General features: G+C 68.3%; 21 protein-coding genes. 6 read left to right on the top strand and 15 right to left on the bottom strand.

What is annotated here, in order from left to right:
* The 3 genes from ON31_RS34665 to ON31_RS14515 all read left to right on the top strand — a co-directional run.
* Positions 1 to 590 (top strand): HNH endonuclease signature motif containing protein (locus ON31_RS34665; protein ID WP_169335013.1); only part of this gene is annotated, 590 nt, incomplete at its 5' end.
* Between the two features lie 313 nt (positions 591 to 903).
* The gene (locus tag ON31_RS14520) at positions 904 to 1,644 is read left to right on the top strand and encodes an SDR family NAD(P)-dependent oxidoreductase (protein WP_039814019.1); all 741 of its coding nucleotides are present in this window, start codon (positions 904 to 906) and stop codon (positions 1,642 to 1,644) included.
* Between the two features lie 14 nt (positions 1,645 to 1,658).
* Positions 1,659 to 2,522, top strand: a complete 864-nt coding sequence (locus ON31_RS14515; RefSeq protein ID WP_157533670.1) for an amidohydrolase family protein — start codon at positions 1,659 to 1,661, stop codon at positions 2,520 to 2,522.
* On the opposite strand, the gene ON31_RS14510 is transcribed toward ON31_RS14515, so the two are convergent.
* Positions 2,507 to 3,067, bottom strand: coding sequence for a Uma2 family endonuclease (locus ON31_RS14510; protein ID WP_039814013.1), 561 nt, complete (start codon positions 3,065 to 3,067; stop codon positions 2,507 to 2,509). The two genes, ON31_RS14515 and ON31_RS14510, sit on opposite strands and share 16 nt — an antisense overlap.
* Before the next feature lie 371 nt (positions 3,068 to 3,438).
* On the opposite strand from ON31_RS14510, the gene ON31_RS14505 reads away from it, so the two are divergent.
* Complete coding sequence (locus ON31_RS14505; protein ID WP_039814010.1) at positions 3,439 to 5,457, top strand: SDR family oxidoreductase; 2,019 nt, start codon at positions 3,439 to 3,441, stop codon at positions 5,455 to 5,457.
* 103 nt (positions 5,458 to 5,560) lie between these two features.
* Here ON31_RS14505 and ON31_RS14500 read toward each other — a convergent pair whose 3' ends face one another.
* Positions 5,561 to 6,214 carry a cutinase family protein gene (locus ON31_RS14500; protein ID WP_051037242.1) on the bottom strand — a complete coding sequence of 218 codons (654 nt, stop codon included), beginning with the start codon at positions 6,212 to 6,214 and terminating at the stop codon, positions 5,561 to 5,563.
* Between the two features lie 269 nt (positions 6,215 to 6,483).
* Here ON31_RS14500 and ON31_RS14495 point away from each other — a divergent pair, with 269 nt between their 5' ends.
* Entirely contained in the window at positions 6,484 to 7,887 is a 1,404-nt protein-coding gene (locus ON31_RS14495) for a WS/DGAT/MGAT family O-acyltransferase (protein ID WP_039814008.1), read from the top strand.
* Positions 7,888 to 7,900: 13 nt separating this feature from the next.
* Here the strand turns inward: ON31_RS14495 and ON31_RS14490 are convergent, their stop codons facing one another.
* From ON31_RS14490 to ON31_RS14480, 3 genes are all read right to left on the bottom strand, one after another.
* On the bottom strand, positions 7,901 to 8,839 hold the full coding sequence (locus ON31_RS14490; protein ID WP_051037241.1) for an alpha/beta fold hydrolase: 939 nt from the start codon (positions 8,837 to 8,839) through the stop codon (positions 7,901 to 7,903).
* An 86-nt stretch (positions 8,840 to 8,925) separates the two neighbouring features.
* Positions 8,926 to 9,828 (bottom strand): expansin EXLX1 family cellulose-binding protein, encoded by a 903-nt coding sequence (locus ON31_RS14485; protein WP_147287233.1) that lies wholly within the window; start codon positions 9,826 to 9,828, stop codon positions 8,926 to 8,928.
* A 157-nt stretch (positions 9,829 to 9,985) separates the two neighbouring features.
* Complete coding sequence (locus ON31_RS14480) at positions 9,986 to 10,984, bottom strand: zinc-binding alcohol dehydrogenase family protein (protein WP_039814092.1); 999 nt, start codon at positions 10,982 to 10,984, stop codon at positions 9,986 to 9,988.
* 168 nt (positions 10,985 to 11,152) lie between these two features.
* On the opposite strand from ON31_RS14480, the gene ON31_RS14475 reads away from it, so the two are divergent.
* Positions 11,153 to 12,145 (top strand): TIGR03557 family F420-dependent LLM class oxidoreductase, encoded by a 993-nt coding sequence (locus tag ON31_RS14475; protein ID WP_039814006.1) that lies wholly within the window; start codon positions 11,153 to 11,155, stop codon positions 12,143 to 12,145.
* A 24-nt stretch (positions 12,146 to 12,169) separates the two neighbouring features.
* On the opposite strand, the gene ON31_RS36665 is transcribed toward ON31_RS14475, so the two are convergent.
* Genes ON31_RS36665 through ON31_RS14425 form a run of 10 tightly spaced genes read right to left on the bottom strand, consistent with a single transcriptional unit; the run spans position 12,170 to position 20,961 of the window.
* Entirely contained in the window at positions 12,170 to 12,865 is a 696-nt protein-coding gene (locus ON31_RS36665) for a TetR/AcrR family transcriptional regulator (protein ID WP_051037239.1), read from the bottom strand.
* A complete protein-coding gene (locus ON31_RS14465) occupies positions 12,862 to 13,446 on the bottom strand; it encodes a TetR/AcrR family transcriptional regulator (RefSeq protein ID WP_255222105.1) in 585 nt (194 codons plus the stop codon). The genes ON31_RS36665 and ON31_RS14465 overlap by 4 nt, the downstream gene beginning before the upstream one ends.
* Before the next feature lie 56 nt (positions 13,447 to 13,502).
* Complete coding sequence (locus ON31_RS34655) at positions 13,503 to 14,138, bottom strand: Rv1363c family protein (RefSeq protein WP_051037238.1); 636 nt, start codon at positions 14,136 to 14,138, stop codon at positions 13,503 to 13,505.
* 30 nt (positions 14,139 to 14,168) lie between these two features.
* Positions 14,169 to 15,116 carry an MlaD family protein gene (locus ON31_RS14455; RefSeq protein ID WP_051037237.1) on the bottom strand — a complete coding sequence of 316 codons (948 nt, stop codon included), beginning with the start codon at positions 15,114 to 15,116 and terminating at the stop codon, positions 14,169 to 14,171.
* On the bottom strand, positions 15,113 to 16,129 hold the full coding sequence (locus tag ON31_RS14450) for an MlaD family protein (protein WP_039814001.1): 1,017 nt from the start codon (positions 16,127 to 16,129) through the stop codon (positions 15,113 to 15,115). Before ON31_RS14450 ends, ON31_RS14455 begins: the two co-directional genes overlap by 4 nt.
* Complete coding sequence (locus ON31_RS14445) at positions 16,126 to 17,046, bottom strand: MCE family protein (RefSeq protein WP_081592448.1); 921 nt, start codon at positions 17,044 to 17,046, stop codon at positions 16,126 to 16,128. The genes ON31_RS14450 and ON31_RS14445 overlap by 4 nt, the downstream gene beginning before the upstream one ends.
* Entirely contained in the window at positions 17,047 to 18,060 is a 1,014-nt protein-coding gene (locus ON31_RS14440) for an MlaD family protein (protein WP_255222103.1), read from the bottom strand.
* Entirely contained in the window at positions 18,057 to 19,064 is a 1,008-nt protein-coding gene (locus ON31_RS14435) for an MCE family protein (protein WP_039813999.1), read from the bottom strand. The genes ON31_RS14440 and ON31_RS14435 overlap by 4 nt, the downstream gene beginning before the upstream one ends.
* Positions 19,061 to 20,089: an MlaD family protein gene (locus ON31_RS14430; RefSeq protein ID WP_039813990.1), complete on the bottom strand. Its 1,029-nt coding sequence runs from the start codon at positions 20,087 to 20,089 to the stop codon at positions 19,061 to 19,063. The genes ON31_RS14435 and ON31_RS14430 overlap by 4 nt, the downstream gene beginning before the upstream one ends.
* Positions 20,090 to 20,091: 2 nt before the next feature.
* Complete coding sequence (locus tag ON31_RS14425) at positions 20,092 to 20,961, bottom strand: MlaE family ABC transporter permease (RefSeq protein WP_039813988.1); 870 nt, start codon at positions 20,959 to 20,961, stop codon at positions 20,092 to 20,094.
* Position 20,962: the final 1 nt, after the last annotated feature.

Here is a 20,962-nt window from a genome sequence, read left to right as displayed (position 1 = left end):
CCCTGCGGATGGCCGAGGGTAGCTACCCGTTGTTGATGCTGTTCGACGGCAAAGGACTGCCGTTGCATTTGGGGCGAGGGAAGTATCGCCTGGCGTCGCCGTGGCAGCGGTTGGCGTGTATCGCCGCCGATCGCGGCTGCACTCGTCCGGGGTGTGAGGCTCCGGCGACGTTGTGTGCGGTGCATCATATGGTGCCGTGGTTGCGGGGTGGTCGTACCGATATCGACAACCTCACCCTGGTGTGCGATCGCTGCCATGCCCAGATCCCCGAGGATGTCGAGGATCCGACCGGGTGGGCCACCCTCGGACGCGGTGTCGGTAGCGGCCGGTATCCGGGTCGTGTCGCGTGGGCACCCCCGACCCGCATCGATCCGGCACGGGTCCCCCGGGTGAATCTGCACCATCACCCGGAGCAGTGGCTCACCGATACCGCGACCCGGCACGGTGCCGACCATCTCGACCGGCCCGGTCACCGTCACCGCGACCACCGAACAGCCGATCAACGACCCACCGGCCCTCACGACCGGCCATCGACCGACCACCGCACCCAACGCCCGGACCCGACCCGAGGCGATCACTTACGCCAATAGCCAGACCCCACACAAGGCCCATCTCGAGAACGCAACCCCAGCCAGTCCGTGGGCTGGGATAGACGCGCGCGGCACCCACCCCGGCGTCAGCGAAAGCCAGGTAAGGCACCCAACGCCACCACACATAATTCTCTTCAACCCCACGCAACCAGATCCCAACCCCCGCAACCCATGTCGAATTGCCCCGAATGCTGTATTGATAGTCCCAACCCCTGATCGACAACCCCATCACCGATCGAAAGCCCCACCGATAGACCACCCCACCCCCGATAGACAGCCCAACCCAGAACACCCGCGATAGCGAGCCCCCACCATGGCCGACCCCTTCGACGAAAGCCGAGCCCTGATCACCGGCGGCGCCGGAGATATCGGCCGCGCAGTAGCCCACCGCCTGATAGCCGCCGACTGGGACGTGGTCATAGCCGACCTCGATCTCACCTCCGCCAAACAACTGGCCGAAGACCTCGGCCCCAAAGCCACCGCCGTCCACCTCGACCTGGCCAGCCCCGACAGCATCGCCCGCACCGCGTGGGCCGTGCAGGGCACCGTCTCCGCCGTCATCCACTGCGCGGGCCTGGCCATCGTGGAACCCTTCCTGGTCAGCTCGGTCGACCACTGGGACGCCATGCTCCAGGTCAACCTGCGCGGCCCCATGCTGCTGACCAAACACCTCCTCCCCGGCCTGCTCGAAACCGATTCCGCGCGCGTGGTATTCGTCTCCTCCGACGGCGCACGCGCCGGAGCCGGTGGCGAAGCCGCCTACGCCGCATCCAAATCCGGTCTCTTCGGCTTCGCGAAATCGCTGGCCCGCGAGGTGGCACGCCATCAGGTCACCGTGAATGTCGTCTGCCCCGGCCCGATCGAGGGCCAAATGGTGTCGCAGACCATGCGTCGGCACCGGGGCAATCTCGCCGCCATCGAGAAGGCAATCCCCATGAAGCGCCTGGGGCGACCGGAGGAGGTCGCCTCCCTCATCGCCTGGTTGGCAAGCCCCGAGGCCAGTTACATCACCGGCCAGCTGATCAGTGTCAGCGGCGGCATCACCATGTCATGAAGGAGTCGCGTTCCATGCCCGCCCAATCCGTCGTCGATGCGCACCTGCACCTGTGGCAGCCCAGCCGCCACGACTGGTATCCGCAGCTGGCCGACTTCGCCGCGCACACCGGAACACCCGCGCTGGCCGACGACTTCCTGCTGCCGGAGTACGACCGGGCCGCGGCCGCGACGACCGTGACCGGACTGGTGCACGTCTCCGCCACCACCGCCCGCCACGCCTACCTCGACGAGACGCGTTGGATCGACGAGATGGCCGCGACGACCGATCGGCCGATCGCCATCGTGGGCGCGGTCGACCCCACCCTCGACGGTCCGGACCTGCTGCGCCATCTCGAGCAGCAGGCCCGCAGCCCCCGCCTGCGCGGAATCCGCGTCTTCCAGGGCCTGTCCCCCAACACCCCGGCCGCCGACACCATCGCCTCCTGGTTGCAGGACCGCGACGCCGTCTTCGATCTGGTCGCCCATCCCGGCGATATGCTCGACTGGATCGACTTCCTCGCCGGGTATCCGCGGTTGCGGGTGGTGCTGGAACATCTCGGCCTGCCCACCGGCACGGATCAGGCCGCGCGTACCGCCTGGCAGAATGCGCTGTCCCTCGCCGCCAAGGAGACCGGATGGCAGTGCAAGCTGTCCGGACTCGGCATGATCTGCCCGGATTTCCGCTGGCCGACCCTCGACTACTGGTTGGAGACGAGTATTCAGCTCTGGGGCTGGCAGCGGCTCATCTTCGGATCGAATATGCCGATAGACACGATGGCCGGATCGTTCGGGGAACTGCTGGCGGCCGTGGACCGGGCGGTGGCCGCCGATGCCACCGAGCAGGAGGCCGAACTGTTCTACGGCGGCACTGCCTCGGCGACCTACGCGCTCGGCTGAACCGCCAATGCGGAGACCAGCCGACTGCCGGTGAGGCGGTATTCACCCGCCGCCAGTTCGTACATGCTGATGTAGCCGTCGAGGTCGGCGGAGTCGGTGTCGCCGCGAATGATCCAGTAGTGCGGAACACCGAGGCTCGCGTAGACGCGAAGTTTCTCGATGGCGTCGTGCACCTGGGAGTCCTGGCAGACGACATCGACGACGGCGTGAATGTGCGCGGCGTCGTGGCTCGTGCTGTATTTGAGCGGCAGAAAACCGGGCCGGAAGACGATGCCGTCGGCGAGGAAATTGTTCCGGCCGAGGCTGCCGCGCGCGAATCCACTGTCGGCGACGTACTGGTTTCCGGCGATTTCGTAGCCGAGCTGCTTCCACAGTTCCAGCACCTGGAAGACGATGCGGTAATACCAGAACGTGACCGGCATATGCGTCAGCTCCAATCGTCCGGATCGCAGCTCCCATGCCCAGCCCCGGGGTACGACGGGCAGGGCTTCGAATTCGGCGCGGGTGCGAATCCCCGTGGACGGCAGGTCGAGCTGTGCGATCACGGCCCCTCCGGGAGACGTGCCAACAGGACTGGAACACCTTAACCTCAGTCAACCGACCAGGACGTTTACCCCGGTCGGCTCCGCGATTCGGTTTGCCAACAAGTAACCAAGTGCATCCGACGGTTACACGAAAATCCTTGTTACACATACCAACTCGATATGCCCCGAGGTGACCATTCCCACAGCGTCGCGACTTGCCGCGTCAACCGGGGTCGCCGTAAAGTTACTCACCAGTTAGGCACGAAGGTGTTCCTACCTCGGCCCGACTTTTGCTAGGGGGCCGATTCAACGTACTCACGTCCGCATCCACCGCCGCATGTCGGACGAACACCGTTGGTTTCCAACAGGTTCGAATCGATAAGGAGGGGGCGATGGTTTCCTACATCGTCACGGGCGGAACGGGATTTCTCGGGCGACGGGTGCTCGCCGAACTGCTGAGCCGCGACTCGGAGGCCGTGATCCACGCATTGGTGCGGGAGGCGTCGGTCGCCAAGCTGCGCGAGCTGGCCGAGAACTGGGGCGCGCCGGATCGCGTCTTCCCGCTCATCGGCGATCTCACCGCGCCGGGACTGGGCCTCCAGGACGAGGCTCCCCGCGCCGACCACATCATCCATCTGGGCGCGGTCTACGATATGACCGCCGACGAGGCCACGGCCCACGCCGCCAATGTGAACGGCACCCAGGCCGTCGTCGACCTGGCCGTCGAGCTGGACGCGGTGCTGCACCACGTCTCCTCGGTCGCCGTCGCGGGCGACCACCGCGGCAAGTTCTTCGAGGACGATTTCGACCTCGGTCAGAATCTCACTTCGCCCTACCACCGCACCAAGTTCGCGGCCGAGAAGTTGGTGCGCGAATCCGGGGCGCGCTGGCGGGTGTACCGTCCGGCCATCATCGTCGGCGATTCCCGCACCGGCGAGATGGACAAGATCGACGGCCCCTACTACTTCTTCCCGGCCATCGCGAGTCTGGCCGGACTGCCCGCCGACCTGCCGCTGCCGCTGCCCGATCTGGGCGCCACCAATATCGTCCCGGTCGACTACGTCGCGCAGGCCATGGTCCAGCTCATTCGCAAGCCGGGTCTGGCCGGGCGCACCTTCCACCTGGTCAACCCGGAGCCGCAGCCGTTCTCCGACATCTACGCCGCACTGGCCGAGGCCGCCGGTGCGCCCACCGGTATCGGCACGCTGCCGGGCAGCCACAGCGCCCTCGACGCGCTCGGCCACATTCCCGGCGTCACCGCGGTGCGGGACTTCCTGCTGGAGCGCCTCGGGATTCCGGCCGAGGTCGCCCCGCACACCTCCTTCGAATCGGAGTTCGTCTCCGATTCCACCCGCGCCCAGCTGCGCGGCCTGGAGGTGCCGTCCTTCGACTCCTACGCCCGCACCCTGTGGGACTACTGGCGCGCCAATCTCGATCCCGACCGTGCCCGCCGCACCGAGGGCACCGCGCTCGACGGCCGCATCGTCCTGATCACCGGGGCCTCCTCGGGTATCGGCCTGGCCACCGCGCACGCGGTCGCCCGCCGCGGCGCGACCGTGCTCATGGTGGCTCGCACCACCGAGGAGCTGGAGGCCGCCGCCGCCCAGGTGCGCACGGAAAGCGGTGCGGCACAGGCGTACACGTGCGACATCACCGACGAGAAGTCGGTGGAGCTGCTGGTGAAGCAGGTGCTCGCCGACCACGACCACGTCGACTACGTGGTGAACAACGCGGGCCGCTCCATCCGCCGCGCGGTGATGAACTCCACCGACCGCATGCACGATTTCGAGCGGACCATGGCGGTGAACTACTTCGGCGCGGTGCGGCTCATCCTGGCGCTGCTGCCCTCCATGCGGGAGCGCCGCTTCGGGCACTTCGTGAACATCTCCTCCATCGCGGTGCAGACCAAGGTGCCGCGCTTCGCCGCCTATGTGGCGTCGAAGTCGGCGCTGGACAACTTCAGCGAGATCGCCGCGGTCGAGAACGCCGACGCCGGAATCACCTTCACCTCGGTGCGGATGCCGCTGGTGCGGACCGCCATGATCGCGCCCACCGATCTGTACAAGTCGATTCCGGTGCACAGCCCGGAGCAGGCGGCCGCCATCGTGGTGCGCGCCCTCGAGCACCGGCCCGCCCGCATCGACACCCCGATCGGCACCTTCGCGCAGTTCGTCGACACCGTCATGCCGTCGGTGAAGAAGGCCATTCTGCACCAGGGCTTCCGGATGTTCGGGGAGTCCAAGGCCGCCAAGACGGGGGCCGCCGAGGCCGGGACCGCGGAGGCGGGCAAGACCGAGTCCGCGCCCACCCGCAGTCCGCTGCTCGCCCTGGCACCTGTCGTGCAGCCGCTCATGGGCCTGCCCGGTTCGGCGGCCCGCATCACCAATGTGATTCCCGGACTGCACTGGTGATGTTCGGCAAGTAGGTCACGCAACGCGATTCGGCCCCCGGTGGATGTCTCCACCGGGGGCCGATCCCGAGGGGAGCCCCTCCCCGGTCCCGTGCGGCCTCGGCTCACAGCCGACCGGCCGCGAAGTTGGCCGCCGCCACGAAGCTGTGCCCATACGACACGTGCGAGGCCGCGTTCATCCCGCCGCCGCAGATGGGATCGCCTCCGGTGCACCAGTTTCCGGTCCGCCAAGCGTATTCGCCGGGTACGCCCGCGCCGACCGCGCGCAGCGGGTCGCCGAACAGCAGCACCGACGAGATCCGCCAGGCGAGGTCACCCGGCAGCTGCACCCGCCCCGGATACCAACTCACATTGCCGGTCCCGAGCGCCGCGTGGATGACCGCCGCGCCCTGGGAATAGCCGACCAGGATGAAGCGCTGTGCCGGGCACACCCCGGCCTGATGGGCCAGGTGTCCCACCAGATCCGCGGTGCCCGCGCCGAGATCGAAGGAGTGGTCGGCCGGATAGGCCACCGGATAGGCGCTCAGCGAGACGGGCAACCGTTGCTGCAGTTGGCCGTAGAGTGGATTGCCCACCACATCGCCCAACCAGCCCGGTTCGCCCGTGCCCCGCACCACCACCACGTCGATATCGGCACACCAGTTGGCGTGCGCCCGTGGGGCCTGTAGCGGATAGAGCACGCTCACCAGCACCAGCAGTGCGGCGAACAGCCAAGCAATACGCCAATTTCCAGGCAGCAACACCTTCCGGCCGCGCATAGTTCTCACCCTTCTCACGCCGTTGTGAGAAGCCCGGTGACTCTTGTCAGTGACAAGTGACACTCACCGGGCTATGAGCTCCAAGGTAGGGAGGGGGAACACGGACGACAACATATTCCACTGTATGGATACCCAGCCGGGACCCAACCGTAGCCAACCGAATCGCGTTATCCGGCAGCTATTTTCAGGCAACGAATCGGCATCGACCGGTCGGCGACGAGCCCGCCGAACCCGGCCCGAAGTAGAACGCGTTTCCATAGTGTGTCGATATGGAAAGACTCACCGGACTCGACGCCAGCTTCCTCTACCTCGAAACCGACAGCCAGCTGCTGCACGTCTGCGCACTGCTCATCCTCGATCCGAACGCCGACGGCGCGGGATACGACTTCGACGAGCTGAGGGCCGAACTGGGCCGTCGCCTGCATCTGGTCCCGGCCATGCGCCGCCGCCTGCACACCGTACCGCTGAATCTGGATCACCCGGTGTGGGTGCGGGATTCGGCCTTCGACCTCGATCACCACCTGCACCGCGTCGAGCTGCCCGCACCGGGCGACGACCGGGCACTCGCCGACCTCACCGCCGAGATCGCCGAGCGGCCCATGGACCGCGGCCGTCCGCTCTGGGAGATGTGGGTGGTGGAGGGCCTGCCGGAGGGCAAGATCGCGATGATCGCCAAGTACCACCACGCCATCGTCGACGGCATCACCGGCACCACCATGATGATGCACCTGTGCGATCTGGAACCCGGAGTGCGCTATCCGGAGCCGGATCCGGCCGAGATCCCCGGGCCCGAGCGCGAACCCCACGATCTGCTGCTGGCCGCCGAGGCCGCGCTGCGGCTCCCGGGGAAACTCGGCATGGTCGGCCTGGTGCCCCGGACGGTGGGCATCCTGGGCAATCTGGTGCGGCGACGGCGCGAGCAGTCCTCGGGCATGCCGCTGCCGTTCACCGCGCCCCGCACCCCGTTCAACAGGGCCATCACCGCGCACCGCGCGGTGTCGTTCGTGGCCACCGACTTCGCCGACATCCGCGAGATCAAGGACGCGTTCGGGGTGAAGGTCAACGATGTGGTGCTCGCCGTGGTCGGCGGCGCCTTGCGCGGATATCTCGAAACACATGGAGCGCTACCGGATTCCACCCTCATCGCCTCGGTGCCGGTGTCGGTGCACGAGACCTCGCGGCATACGGAGGGCACCAACAAGGTCTCCACCCTGTTCGCCCGCCTGCGCACCGATATCCCCGATCCGGTGGAGCGGCTGCTGCTCATCGCGCAGGACAATCGCAGCGCGAAGGAGGAGCACAATCTCATCGGCGCGGACTTCCTGCAGGACTGGGCGAAATACGCCCCGCCCAACATCTTTCAGCTCGCGGCCCGCGCCTACTCCGCGCTCGAGCTCGCCGAGCACCATCCGGTCGTGCACAACCTGGTGGTGTCCAATGTGCCCGGACCCAGCTTCCCCATGTACTTCCTGGGCCTGCGCATGGACGCCCTGTACCCGTTCGGGCCGGTCTTCCACGGCGCCGGCCTCACCAGCACCGTGCTCACCTGCGACGGCACGATGGACTTCGGCTTCATCGCCTGCCGGGAACTGGTCCCCGACGTAGCGCGTCTGGCCGACCTGGTGCCCGAGGTGATCCGCGAACTGCTCAAGGCCACCCGCGAACGGCACTGAGCCGCAACGCCACTCAACGCCGCGCGACGACCGACTCCAGTGCCTCGAGGAATACCGGGACGAAGACGTCCGCCTCGAGTACGCAGGCCGCGTGCCCGGCGGGAGCGAGGAAGATCTCCGCTCCCGGAATCATTTTCGCCATCTCCAGCTGCCGGTAGACCGGCAGCGCCCGATCCCGGGTCGTGATCACCACGGCGGTCGGCACCCGCAGCGACGGCAGCCACGGCGAGGAGTCGAAGCGCCCCAGCGTGGCGATCACCTGGGTCAGCGCCCAACCGCTGAGACTGCGCATCTGCCCCATGGCCCACCGGTCCATCCGCCCCACCGGCCAGGTCGCCTCGGGCAGCTCCGGCAGCCGGGTGGCCTTGAGATGCGCTCGCCGCCAGGACAATTCCGAGACACTGGTGGCGAAGGCCGCCATGGCCCGATGAAAGGCGCGCTCGCGCCACTTCTCCTGGAACCGGTAGGTGGTGGCGGCCAGCACCAGTCCGCCCGCCCGGTCCGGATGCCGGTGCGCGACGAGTTGGGCGGTGATGCCGCCCATGGAGTAGCCCGCCATGATCGGCCGGTCCACGGCCAGGACGTCGGCCAGGGCGACGACGTCATCGGCGACCTCGTCGAGATCGAACGTCTCCGACCGGATGCCGTGCCCGTGCCAGCGCTGGTCGAACAGCACCACCCGGTACCGCTCGTTGAGCTCCTTCAGCGATGGGAACCAGTTCAGCATGGCGGTGGTGGCCGCGCCGTGCAGCAGGAAGACCGTCTCCGCGTCCGGGTTCGGGCCGGGCAGGTCCACCACGTAGGTGCGCCCGCGGCCGGGCAGCTCCACCATCGATCCCGCGGGAACCTCGGTCAACCTGGATATCCGCGAGGACAGCCGCCGGGAGCGCGGGCGCTGCCCGACATCCCCGGACGGATCGCGCTCGGACAGTTCCAGTGTGGGGTCCGTCATCGAAAGCCTCCCGGCGCACCGCTCCCCGGCGGTCAAATTGGAACACGTTTCACAATGAATGATGCCACACTCCGGGGAACGGATCCTCAGTCGCAGGACCGCGGCCCCGGGACCACGGTGGTGACCAGCGTGGTCACCGGAATGGGTGTCGGCGCGGCGGGCAGCGGCACCGTGGGCAGCTCGTAGAGCGCGATATCGGTATAGCGCACCCGCGCCGGTTCCAGGACGATGCCGGGCACCAGCACATCGTGCCCGTAGATATCGGACACCATGGCGGTGAACGGGCCGGGGCCGAGACCGGAGGCGGACCAGTAGTTGTCGTATCCGCGCCGCAGTGGCCGCCAGTCGCCACCGGATTCCGGCCGCAGCGCCACCTGCCGCAGCGGATTGCCGGTATTGGCGAACAGCAATCCCAGCCAGTCCGCCGAGACACCCTGCTGCACCCGGTACGACAGCGGCGGCGGCGGAGTCGGATTGCGCACCTTGCTGATCCGAATCCGCGCGACCCCGGCGGCCGGGTCGGCGACCTGCGCGAAGGCGGCGGCGCTCAGGTCGTACTGATGCGGTGCGCACCCCGGGCAGCGGTCCACGATCTGAGCGCGCACACTGCCGAGCGGACCGTCGATGTCGACGTAGGTGCCACACGCGGCGGAGCTGTCGTACTCCCCCGTGGGCACCCCGATGTAGAAGCCGTCGAGCGGCAGATCCGGGAAGGAGCAGGCCACCCCCTGGCCGAAATGATAGAAGCGCGCCTCCCGCGACTCCTCCGGCAGCCGTTCCTCCAGCGTCGGAAGCTGTTCGGGTGCAATCGGACTCGGTTGCACGATGGGCGGTACGACTTTGACGGTGGTGATCGCCGTGCTGGTCTGACAGGCGGCGGGCTGAGGGCGCGCGATCCACATGGCCCCCGCGACAACCGTCAATCCCGCCAGCGCCGTCCACAGCCAGGGTCTGCTGCTCCGGACCTCTTCGTGTCCCGTGCGGTGCATGGCCGCTCCCCAACCTCCGAATCAGGTTTGCTGCAATGATGCTGAACACTTTCAGGAAAGCATCAGTGCAGCTGACGCATGACTTGAATCGGAAACTCGGAATGGAAGACTCGGCGTGTCGACGGCGTGTCCGGTGGTATCTCCCCCGTCCGACCGGTCAGGGGACCAGGACCGCCGCGCCGGCGAAGCGCCCGTGCGCCAGATCGGCCAGTGCACGGTCGGCCGCATCGAGCGGATAGGGGTGCACCGAGACCTCGAGCCGATGATCGGCGGCGAATGCCAGGAATTCGCGGGCGTCGGCGCGGGTATTGGCGGTGACCGAACGGATCTCCCGCTCCTGGAACAGGTGCCGCTGATAGTTCAGCGGCGGGATGTCGGACAGGTGGATCCCGGCGATGGAGAGCACGCCGCCCCGGTCCAACGCCGCCATGGCCGGGAGTACGAGCTCACCCACCGGAGCGAAAAGGATTGCCGCGTCCAACTTTTCCGGCGGCGGGTCGGCCGCGCCCTGCGCCGAGGCGGCACCGAGTTCCAGGGCCAGTTCCCGCGCTGCCGAATCCCGGGTCATCACATGGATTTCCGCGCCGCGCGCCAAGGCGACCTGGGCGGCGAGATGGGCGCTGCCGCCGAAACCGTAGATCCCCAGCCGTCCGCCCGGGGGCAGCGCGGCGCGTTCGAGGGCACGGTAGCCGATGATGCCCGCGCACAGCAGCGGCGCGAGCTCCCCGTCGCTGTAACCCTTCGGCAGCGGATGGGCGAAATCCGCAGGCACCGTCGTGTATTCGGCATAGCCGCCGTCGGCGTCCCAGCCGGTGTAGCGCGAGTTCGGGCAGAGGTTCTCCGCGCCGCGCAGGCAATACCGGCAGCGACCGCAGGTATGGCGCAGCCAGGCGATGCCGATCCGGTCTCCGACCGCGAATTCCCCTGCCCCGCCGCCGGTTCCGACCACCTCCCCCACCACCTCATGGCCGGGGACGACCCGGGGGCGGTGCACCGGCAGATCCCCCTCGGTCACGTGCAGATCGGTCCGGCACACGCCGCAGGCCAGCACCCGCACCAGCAGCTCCCCCGGCCCCGGTGCGGGTACGGCGTCCCGCTCCCACCGCAGCGGTCGACCATCGATCGGACCGGGCCGCTCGACCCGCCACGCCGCCATGTACCCCGTGCCGCCCATACCGCACCGCCTTCCGCCGCCGTACGCCGACTCCGCCCGTATGCCGAGCTTAGTGCGCGGGCCGGTGCCGACGCCCGCACCCGCTCGGGTTCACCGCGCTCACACCGGGTAGCTCCCCCATATCCCGGTAGCCGACGAAAGGAGAACCCTGTGACTCGCTTCGGATACACCCTCATGACGGAGCAGAGCGGACCGCGCGAACTGGTGCGCTACGCGGTGGCGGCGGAGGAGGTGGGATTCGATTTCGCCGTCATGAGCGACCACTACTTCCCCTGGCTGGCCGAGCAGGGGCACGCGCCGAACGCCTGGACCGTGCTGGGCGCGGTGGCGCAGGCGACGCGGCGGATACCGCTCATGACCTATGTGACCTGTCCGACCATCCGATACCACCCGGTACTGGTGGCGCAGCAGGCGGCGACGCTGCAGATCCTGGCGGAGGGTCGCTTCACGCTCGGGTTGGGCAGCGGTGAGAATCTGAACGAGCACGTGGTGGGTCAGGGGTGGCCCGCGCTGGCGGAGCGGCACGACCGGCTGCGGGAGGCGATGCAGATCATTCGGGAACTGCACACCGGCCGCACGGTCGAGCGGCAGGGCCGCTGGTACCAGGTGGATTCGGCCAAGATCTGGGACCTGCCGGAGCAGCCGGTCCCGATCGCCGTGGCGGTGTCGGGATCGCGCTCGGTGGACCGCTTCGCGCCGTTGGCCGACGAGGTGGTGACCACCAGCCCGGACGCCGATCTGGTCGAGCACTGGCATCGCACCCGGGAGCGGGTGCTCGGCGAGGCGGTGCCCGCCCGGGTGACGGGTCAGATACCGATCAGCTGGGATACCGACCGGGAGACCGCCGTGCGCCGGGCGCACGAGCAGTTCCGCTGGTCGCTGGGCGGCTGGCCGGTGAACAGCAATCTGCCGACGCCGGAAGCGTTCAGCGCCGCCACCGGGACCGTGCGGCCCGAGGATGTGGCCGGGCAGATCCCGTGCGGACCCGACCTGGACGCCATCGTGGCGGCGGTGCGGCCCTATCAGGAGGCCGGATTCACCGATATCGCCCTGGTGCAGATCGGTGACGAACGCCAGGAGGAGTTCCTCGCCAAGACGGCGGGTCCGCTACTGGAGGCGCTGCGCGCGGCGGATTCGCCGTGAGCCGCGGCGCACGCAGGTCACGGCTCATGGCCCCGCGCTCTCGGCTCCCAGCCCCGCGGTCTCGACCTCCAGCCCCGTGGTCTGGGCTTCCGGCCCTGCCGCCTCGGCTCCCAATGCCGTGGCGAGGAAGTCGGTGAGTTGGGTGCGTACCCGGTCGCGGGTCAGGCCGTGCCGTTCCCCCTGCACCGCGGTCAGCAGCGCCGACATGAGCACCGATACCAGCACCTCGCCGCCGACGCGGGTGTCCAGCCGGTCGTCCAGATAGCCGTGGGCGATGCCGTATTCCATCTCCCGCGCCGCGGTGTCGCCGTCGGTCTGGGCATTACGCATGATCCGGTCGAGCACCCGGTCGTCGATCGAACTCGCTTCCAGCAGTAGGAAGTTCACCAGCCCGGGTTCGCTCGCCACCAGGTCGTAGCAGCGGTCGACGATGCGGCCGTAGCGGGCACGGAATTCGTGGAGGGTGGCGGGGGTCGGCTCGTCACCCATCAGGCGCTCCCGGATCACCGCGAAGCAGTGGTCGATGACCGCGTCCAGGATGTCGCGCTTGTTGGCGAAGTAGTTGTAGAACGTGCCGTGGCTGACGCCCGCCAGACTCGCGATGTCGTCCACGCCGATGGCGCGGTAACCCCGGCTGGTGACCAGCGTGTAGGCCGCGTTCACCAGTTCGGCGCGGCGGCGGGCGGAGTGGGCGGCGGGGTCGGGCCGGTCCGCGCTCATCCGTCGACCGCCCGGACCCGCAGCGCCTTCTCCACCATGATCAGCACCATATCGGTGCTCTGCTTGCGCACGCGCGGTGTTCCGGTGCCGAGGAGTTCGCGCACCACATCCGGCAGAATGAGCATGACGATGGTGTGCGAGAGCACGTCGGCGTCGATATCGGGACGCAGCCAGCCCCCGTCCATGCCGCGCTGGAGTTCCCCGGCCACCCAGGCCGCCACCATCGCCTCCAATCCCAGCAGCCGCCGCGACAGTTCGGGATCGACGGCGCTGGCTTCGACCAGCAGCAGCCGCAGCAGTTCCGGCTCCCGCTCGACGAGGTCGTGCAGCCGGTCCGCGCCCGCCCGCACGCCGTCGATGAGTTCGACGGCGCTGCCCGCCACCCCGATGAAGGTTTGCGGCTGCCATGCCTCCATGAGCTTGTCGACGCCGAAATCGAGGACGTGGTCCAGGATCTCGCGTTTGCTGTGGAAGTAGCGGTACACCGTGCCCTGGGCGATCCCGGCCTGCGCGGCGATCGCGGACACGGTGGTCGCCTCGTATCCCCGGGCGGAGAACACCGCGTAGGCGGCTGCGACTATCTGCCGACGCCGCCGCAGTGGGAGTCCCGACTGCGGCGGTCGGCCGCGGCGCGGAACTATTTCGCGGTCCCGTCCTTGACCACGGTGTCCTTGGGCCCGTAGTCGACGACCTGCCAGGTGCCGTCGTACTCGGCGACGGTCACGGTGAGCAGGTTCGGCTTGGTCACCGGCTCGGGCTGCTGCACGTTCTGGGTGCGCTGGGTGGCGAAGACCGTGACCACGAACTGATCGTTGCCGGTGGCCTCCACCGAGGTGCCGAGCACGTTACCGGTGGCGACCACCTGCGCCTCGGTCATGATGGTGGCGAGGGTGTCGTGCACGTCGTCGTAGCGCTGGGTCAGGCCCGCCGAGGCATCACGGCGCACCGCGTCGAAGAAGGCGGGCAGATCGCGGTAGTCGTAGGTCAGCGAGCGCAGGGTGTAGTCGCGGGCCACCTCGGCCGCCCGGGCGCGATCGGCCTGGTCGTCGCGCAGGGCGTTCAGGTCCCCGGCGGCGTGCTGCCAGCTCACCCCGAAGGCGACGGCCAGCACGCCGAGTACGGCGGCGGCCACCCCGATCAGGTAGTGCAGGCGGCGGATGCCGTTGGCGGGCAGTGCGGTCGGCGGCTCCGACCGGCTTTCGGCCCGTCGCGCCGCGGCGCCGGTCTTCTCCAGTCGCACCGTCGGTTCGGGGGTCTTGTCGATATCACTCACGGTGTGTCCTCTGCTCTCGGTGTCGAGTGGTCAACGGGGACCGACGGTCACATGGGCGGCGCCGTCGCCCGGGAAGACGGTCGCCAGCAGGTCGATGATCGAACCGGCGTCCACGCGTACGGGTTTGATGCTGCTGGTCGCCGGTTTCAGGACCGTGGCGATATGGCCCAGATCGGGGCCCAGCAGGGCGATGTAGTCGTCGATGCGCTGCACCAGCGGCCCGATCGGGTCGGTGAACACGTGCTCGCCGACATAGGAGAAGTCCTGGAAGGAACGAATGATGTGCAGCAGTTCCGGCAGCGCCGCCGTCACATCGCCGGCGGTGGCGCTGAGCGTCGGTGCGCGACCGTCGAAGTTGTCGCCGAGGGTCTGCACATTGACGTAGAGCCGGGCGATGGCGTCGCGTTTGTCGCGCAGCATGCCCGCGGTGAGGGTGAGCGCCCGGGTCAGATTCGCCACGTCGGCGTCGCGGCCCTCGAATCCGGCGGCGACGGTGGTGGCCAGCCGCTCCAGCTTCAGCGGGTCGATCTGCGCGGTCAGTGCGTCCAACTTGGCCAGGGCGTCGCCGACGGTGGTGGCGATGCGCACCTGCCGGGCGGGCACTATGCTGCCGTCGCGCAGATAGGGGGCCGCGGTGCCGGTGGGCCGGAAGTCGAGGAACTGCTCCCCCGCCGCCGACAGGTTCGAGACACGCACCTCGCTGTCCACCGGAATCCGGTAGCGCGCATCGAATTCCAGCCGCACCGCCAGCCCAACGGAGGTGGCCTCGATGGAGCGGACGCGCCCGATGGGCATCCCCCGCAGCGTCACCTCGGAGGTCTTCATGAGACCGCCGGAGGTGTCCACCAGCACGGTGACGGCGTACGAGTCGCGGCGCGGGTCCAGGTTCAGCACGCCGACGGCCATATAGCTGCCGCACACCAGCGTGAGCACCAGCAGCAGCACCAGCGACATCGGTCCGGAGAGTGAGAGTTTCACGGCACCATCCCCATCGAACGCAGCACCGTGACCAGCTCGTCGGCGTCGGCCTGGGCATCCACCCCGCGGAGGTGGACATCCGGTGCGTGCAGAAACGGAATCAGCTTGTCCCGCAACAGCGTGTGGAACGCCTCGAGGTTCGCGGGCACGGTGATGTCGGCGTAGGCGACGGTCAGTGCCGTCGGGGCCAGTATCGACACGATGCTGCGGAAGTCGCCCGCGAGCGGCAGCAGCAGCTCCCCCGCCTCGTCGGCCAGCACGCCCGCACCCGCGATCAGGCGCACCACATTGAACAGCACGTCCGCCAGTCCCGCGGCCCGATCGGGACCCAGGGTGAGGATCTGGTCCACCGCGGCCCGCCCGGACTCCAGCTTCCCGGTGATCTGCTGCGCCGCGGCCAGAATGCGGTCCAGTTCCGGGGTGTGCGAGGACAGATCGGTCAGCGCCGCCCGGCCCGCCCGGGTGATGCGGTCGATCTCGGCCGGATCGGTCGGGAAGGCGGCGTTCACGTCGGCGACCAGCTGTTGCATATCCGACCAGCGTCCGCCGGTCACGATATTGGACAGCGCCCGCAGGATGTCCTCCACATTGGTGGCGGGCACGGTCTGCCCCACCGGGATGACATCGCCGTCCTGGAGGAAGGCGACATCGCTGTCCCGCGGCGGTTCCAGGGCGATGTGGATATCGCCGAGGATGGTGCTCTGCCGCAGTTCCGCGGTGGTGGTCTTGGGCAGTCGCGCATCGGTTTTCAGCTCCACGGTGGCCACGGCGGTGGTGCCGACCAGGTCGATGCGGTCGAGCATGCCGATCTCCACGCCGTCGGCGATGACCTTGGCGCGATCGGGCAGGTTGAGCACCGAACCGAATTCGATACGCACCGTGTAGGTGTCACCGCTCGGATAGGTGCCCGGAATGGGGATGTCGGTGGCGCGCACGCCACAGCCGCTCAGGGTGAGCACCAGGGCCGCCGCCAGTGCGGGCAGCAGCCTCCGGCGCAGCGTTCGACGGGTCATCGCGCACCCGCCTGCGGTAGTTGCGCCGCCAGCGGCGGCAGTTTCGACAGCAGGTCGCCGATATCGCCCCGGCTGTTGATCAGCTGTTTCACCTGTGGCAGATACTGATCCAGCAGGGCGTACACCTGCTCGTCGTATTTGCCGACATTGCGGGCGATCACCGGCAGGAACTCCACCGCGAGGTCCACCGCCCCGGCGAACTCGGCGGAGAACTCGCCGAGGAGCTGAATGCCCTGGCGCAGATTGTCCAGCAGCAAGGCCATATCGGGCCAGTTGCTCACGAACATGGTGGTGAGGGTGTCGAGGTTCTCCACCAGTCGCCGGAACACCACATCGCGCTGGCCGGGATCGCCGACCACCTGCGACAGCTCCCGCAACAGCAGGTTCCACTGCTGGCCGGTATCGGCGAGCGCGCCGTCGGCGGCGGTGAGGGTCTGGTCGATGAGAGTGTCCTCCGGTGAGCCGCCGCCGGTGAGGTCCCCGGCGATGCGGCCCATGGCGTCCAGGGCCTCGCTGATGCCCACCGGAGTCTTGGTGCGCTCCAGTGGAATACAGGATGCGGTATCGAATTCCGGCCCGCCGGTGTGCGGCTTGGTCAGTTCCACGTGCCGGTCGGTCACGATGGAGCTGGACATGGTGACCGCCCGGATATCGACGGGCAACCGCACGTCCCCGTCCACGGTCATGGTGACGCGCATGTGGTCACCGCGTGATTCGATGGTGGACACCGTGCCGACCTCGACGCCGAGCATGGTCACGCTGTTGCCCTCGTACAGGCCCACGGTGTCGGTGAAGTCGGCGCAGACCCGCTGTGTCGAATCGGCGCGCACCGAGTTCACCCATGTCGCCCCCGCCACGCCGGTCGCCACCGCCACGGCGGCGGCCCCCGCCACGAGTGCTGTTCTACCCCAGTTCATTCAGCACGCCTTGCCTTCGTAGGGAACGCACACCCGCACACCGTTCTCCGGCCGGTCGACCGCCACCTGGACGCCCAGCATGGCGGACAGTTTGTCGACGACCTCCCGGATGCCGGCGACCACGGTGTCGATGCGGCTCGGATCGGCCATCACCTTGGAGAAGATCTGCTCGATTTCGGTGATGGGCGGTTCCAGGGTGTCGCCGTAGGCCATGAGCGGCCGGTGCAGGATGAGGAAGAGTCGCTTGATCAGACCGAAGACCCGTACGATCTGCTCTTTTCGATCGCCGAGCTGGTCGGCCACCGTGCCCAGCTGCTGCACGAAACCCGCCAGCATGGCCTTGTCGGCGGCGATGGCGGCGATGTACTCGTCCGACACCTGGAGGGCGGTGTCGAGCTGGCGGGACCGGTCGGCGAGTACGTCGGTCAGCTCGGCCGCATTGCCGATCACGCCGCGCAGCGCGTCCGGCTGGCCGGTCAGCGCGGTGTTCAGCTCGGCCATGGTGGCGCGCAGGGTCTGCGCGTCGATCTTGCCCATGACGGGCGTCGCGTGGTCGAGGATATCGCTGAGTTCGAACGGGACGGTGGTGCGCTCCGGCGGAATGTGCTTGTCCCCCAGAGCTTTCTCGCCGGTCGGTGTGAGCGAGAGGTAGTGCCCGCCGATGGGGGTCAGCATCTTCACCTCGACGCTGGCCAGCTCGCCCACGTGCACCGCGCGGTCCACCCCGAACCGCACCTCGACGTGGTCGCCGACCAACTCCACCGACCGCACCTCACCGACATTGATCCCGGCGACGCGCACCTCGTCCCCGGGGCGTGCGCCACCGGACACCCGGAAGTCGGCGGTGTAGGTCCGCTCGCCGATCGGTATCACGTACAGCGCGCCCGCGATCAGCAGCAGCACCGCGCACACCACGACGCCCGCCGCGCCCCAGCGCAATTGACTCGGCTGATCGCCGCGCCCGGTCACCAGTTCGCGCAGCGCACCCGCGACCATGTCCACATAGCGTTTCACTCGCACACCACCAGGTTCTGACTGCCGAGCACCACACCGCCGATATCGGGCACCACCGCTTCCCCGCTCGAACAGGTGATCCGGGGGCGGTAGCCCTCGCCGGGCACCGCGTTGTTCAGCCCGGACACCAGGCCCGGGGTGAGTGCCAGCAGTTGGGTGAGTGTCTCGGTCTGCGGTACCAGCCGACGCAGCAGTCCGTCGATCGGCCCGTAGGCCACGTCGTAGGCGTCCCGGCCCTCCTCCAGGATCGGAATGAGCGGGGTCAGCACGCGGTCCCCCTTCTCGATGGCGGCGATGACGCCCTGCATCCGATCGGTGAACTGGCGCAGGATCTCCGAGAGCTGGTCGACCAGCGCCCCCACGGCGTCGGATTTGCCGCCGATCTCCTGCGACACCACCCCGAGGTTCTGGATGAGCAGCACGATCACCGCCTCGCTGTCGCGGGCGTGCGCGGTGATCCGGTCCAGATCGGCGAGTACCGGGCCGATTCCGGAGCCGTCGCCCTGGATCACCCGCAGCAGATTGGTGCCGAACTGGTTGAGCTGCTCGGGCTCCAGGGTGTCGAACAGCGGTTTGAAACCGTTGAACAGCTTGGACACATCGAAGCTGGGAATGGTGCGTTCCACCGGAATCACACCGCCCGCGGGCAGTTTCACGGCGCTCGGACGCTCGGTGAGCAGTTCCACGTACCGCTGGCCGATGAGGTTCTGATAGCGCACGGCGGCCTGGGTGGTGTCGTAGACGGGCCGGGTGCGGTCGACGGTGAAACGTACCCGGGCCCGGTCCCGGTCGAGGTCCACCGATTCCACCTTCCCGACCGCGACGCCGGACATGCGCACCGAGTCACCCTCGTACAGACCCGAGACATCGGTGAACACCGCCTGGTAGACGACCTTGTCGCCGGGGACGGGGGTGCGCAGCGCGGTCACGATGAATCCCGTGCAGGCGGCGACGATCACTCCGAAGACCGTGAGTTTCGCGGCGGCCGAACCGATTCCGTTCATCGCGCACCCCCTGCCAGCGAATCGGCCAGGTACGGCATGGTCTCCACGATCAGCTCCAACTGCATCTGCACCTTTCCGTCCACCACCGGGAACGCACCGTCCACCGCGGCGAGCAGGGCGGGAATCCGGTGATAGGCGGGGGCCACGGTGCCCAGCGACACGCTGATCGGCACGGCCAGGTCCAGCACCGCCCCGAGAATCCGTTCCAGATCGGGGTTGTTGCGGTCGAGCAGTTCCGCGATGCCGACGAGCACCTGGGTGTACGCACCGTCGGTGGCCTGGTTGGTGCGTTCGCGGTTGGTCTCGTCGCCGAAATAGGCGCTCTGCTCCAGGATCTGGAGAACGGCCCGACCCACCGGTGGGGTGAGGTCGGCGAACGCCTCGGTCATGTCCGCGCCGATGGCGAGGTAGTGGGCCAGCGGCGCGCGCTGGCCGTCGGCCATCATGCGCGCGGTCTCGAAGAACGAGCTCAGCGTGGGGCCGATGGCATCGGCATTGTCCAGCAGCAGATCGAAAAGCCTGCGCACGCTGTCGGAGTCGAGCACCGCGGTGAGCCGGGCGGCGCGGCGGAAGACCCCCGCGACCGTGGCGTTGGCGGCGTTCTCCCCGATGGACAGGGTCGCGCCCTCGCGCAGCGGGCCGCCGTCGCCGGTGGTCACCAATTCGATGGCGCTGGAACCGAACACGTTCGACGAGGTGAAGCGGGCGGTCACATCGTCGGTGAGCGCCCGCGTCTGGGCGCGATCGAGTTCCACCTCGATGCGCTGCTTGCCGTAGCCGACCGTCTCCACCGCACGCACGGTGCCGATGGCCAGCCCGCGGAACTTCACCTCCGCCCCGGGGGCCAGGCCCTCCCCGAGGGTGGCCGCGTCGATGGTGAGTTCGAACCGGTCGGCGAAGCCGCCCTTGGCGTAGGTGGTGACGACCGTGGCCGCCACCGCGATGACGACCGCCACCACGAGTCCGCGCAGGCGCAGCGCCCAGCGTCCGGCGCTGCGGCCGGAATGGTCTACGAATACCGGCATGACTACCCCGAAATCCTGATGCCGACATCCAGGCCCCAGAACGCGATCGTCATGATCATGTCCAGGATCACCACGCCGACCAGGCTGGCGCGGATGGCGCGGCCGGAGGCCCGGCCCACCCCCTCCGGGCCGCCGCTGGCGTAGAAGCCCTGATAGCCGTGGATGAGAATGATGACCACTACGAAAACCGTTGCCTTGACCAATGATGCGAGCACGTCACCGGGTTGCAGGAAGGCGTCGAAGTAGTGGTAGTAGGTGCCCGAGCTCTGGCCGTGCAGCACATTCACCACCGTCGCGCAGGACAGGTACGACAGGATCAGGGTGAGCAGATGCAGCGGCACGATGGTGACGACCCCGGCGATCACACGGGTGGTCACCACGAAGGACATGGGCCGGATGCCGATGGCCTCCAGCGCGTCGATCTCCTCGGAGATGCGCATGGCCCCGATCTCGGCCGTCATCCGGCAGCCCGCCTGGGCGGCGAACCCGATCGCCACCACCATGGGCACCATCTCCCGGGTATTGGCGTAGGCGGAGACGAATCCGGTGAGCGGACCCATGCCGACCATGTTCAGCGCGGTGAAGCCCTCCACGCCGATGGAGCCGCCGACCGCGATGCCGAGGAAGACCAGCACCGCCACGGTGCCACCGCCGACGATGATCGCCCCGGATCCCCAGGTGATATCGGAGAGGATGAGCAAGGTCTGCCGCCGGTACACCCGCAGCGTATGCGGGATGGCGGTCAGCACCTGGTAAACGAAGGTTGCCTGGTGTCCGAGTGATTCGAACAGCGAATTCGGCCCGTCGACGGATTTGCGGGCCACGCGGCCGACCGCGCCGAGTGGTTGGTAGCGAGCTGGTGCCTGGGTCATC

Source organism: Nocardia otitidiscaviarum NBRC 14405, assembly GCF_000308635.1.
GTDB lineage: Bacteria > Actinomycetota > Actinomycetes > Mycobacteriales > Mycobacteriaceae > Nocardia > Nocardia otitidiscaviarum.
This window is presented reverse-complemented; position numbering and strand designations above follow the sequence as displayed.

Excerpts from the sequence above, each read along its gene's own strand:
- ON31_RS14480 (WP_039814092.1), bottom strand. The coding sequence starts at position 10,984 with ATGGCGGCGTGGCGGGTCGAGCGGCCCGGTCCGATCGATGGTCGACCG.
- ON31_RS14505 (WP_039814010.1), top strand. The coding sequence starts at position 3,439 with ATGGTTTCCTACATCGTCACGGGCGGAACGGGATTTCTCGGGCGACGG.
- ON31_RS14425 (WP_039813988.1), bottom strand. The coding sequence starts at position 20,961 with ATGACCCAGGCACCAGCTCGCTACCAACCACTCGGCGCGGTCGGCCGC.
- ON31_RS14435 (WP_039813999.1), bottom strand. The coding sequence starts at position 19,064 with ATGAACGGAATCGGTTCGGCCGCCGCGAAACTCACGGTCTTCGGAGTG.
- ON31_RS14490 (WP_051037241.1), bottom strand. The coding sequence starts at position 8,839 with ATGACGGACCCCACACTGGAACTGTCCGAGCGCGATCCGTCCGGGGAT.
- ON31_RS14515 (WP_157533670.1), top strand. The coding sequence starts at position 1,659 with ATGCCCGCCCAATCCGTCGTCGATGCGCACCTGCACCTGTGGCAGCCC.
- ON31_RS14430 (WP_039813990.1), bottom strand. The coding sequence starts at position 20,089 with ATGCCGGTATTCGTAGACCATTCCGGCCGCAGCGCCGGACGCTGGGCG.
- ON31_RS14495 (WP_039814008.1), top strand. The coding sequence starts at position 6,484 with ATGGAAAGACTCACCGGACTCGACGCCAGCTTCCTCTACCTCGAAACC.
- ON31_RS14445 (WP_081592448.1), bottom strand. The coding sequence starts at position 17,046 with ATGAACTGGGGTAGAACAGCACTCGTGGCGGGGGCCGCCGCCGTGGCG.
- ON31_RS14500 (WP_051037242.1), bottom strand. The coding sequence starts at position 6,214 with ATGCGCGGCCGGAAGGTGTTGCTGCCTGGAAATTGGCGTATTGCTTGG.
- ON31_RS14520 (WP_039814019.1), top strand. The coding sequence starts at position 904 with ATGGCCGACCCCTTCGACGAAAGCCGAGCCCTGATCACCGGCGGCGCC.
- ON31_RS14450 (WP_039814001.1), bottom strand. The coding sequence starts at position 16,129 with ATGACCCGTCGAACGCTGCGCCGGAGGCTGCTGCCCGCACTGGCGGCG.
- ON31_RS36665 (WP_051037239.1), bottom strand. The coding sequence starts at position 12,865 with ATGAGCGCGGACCGGCCCGACCCCGCCGCCCACTCCGCCCGCCGCCGC.
- ON31_RS14485 (WP_147287233.1), bottom strand. The coding sequence starts at position 9,828 with ATGCACCGCACGGGACACGAAGAGGTCCGGAGCAGCAGACCCTGGCTG.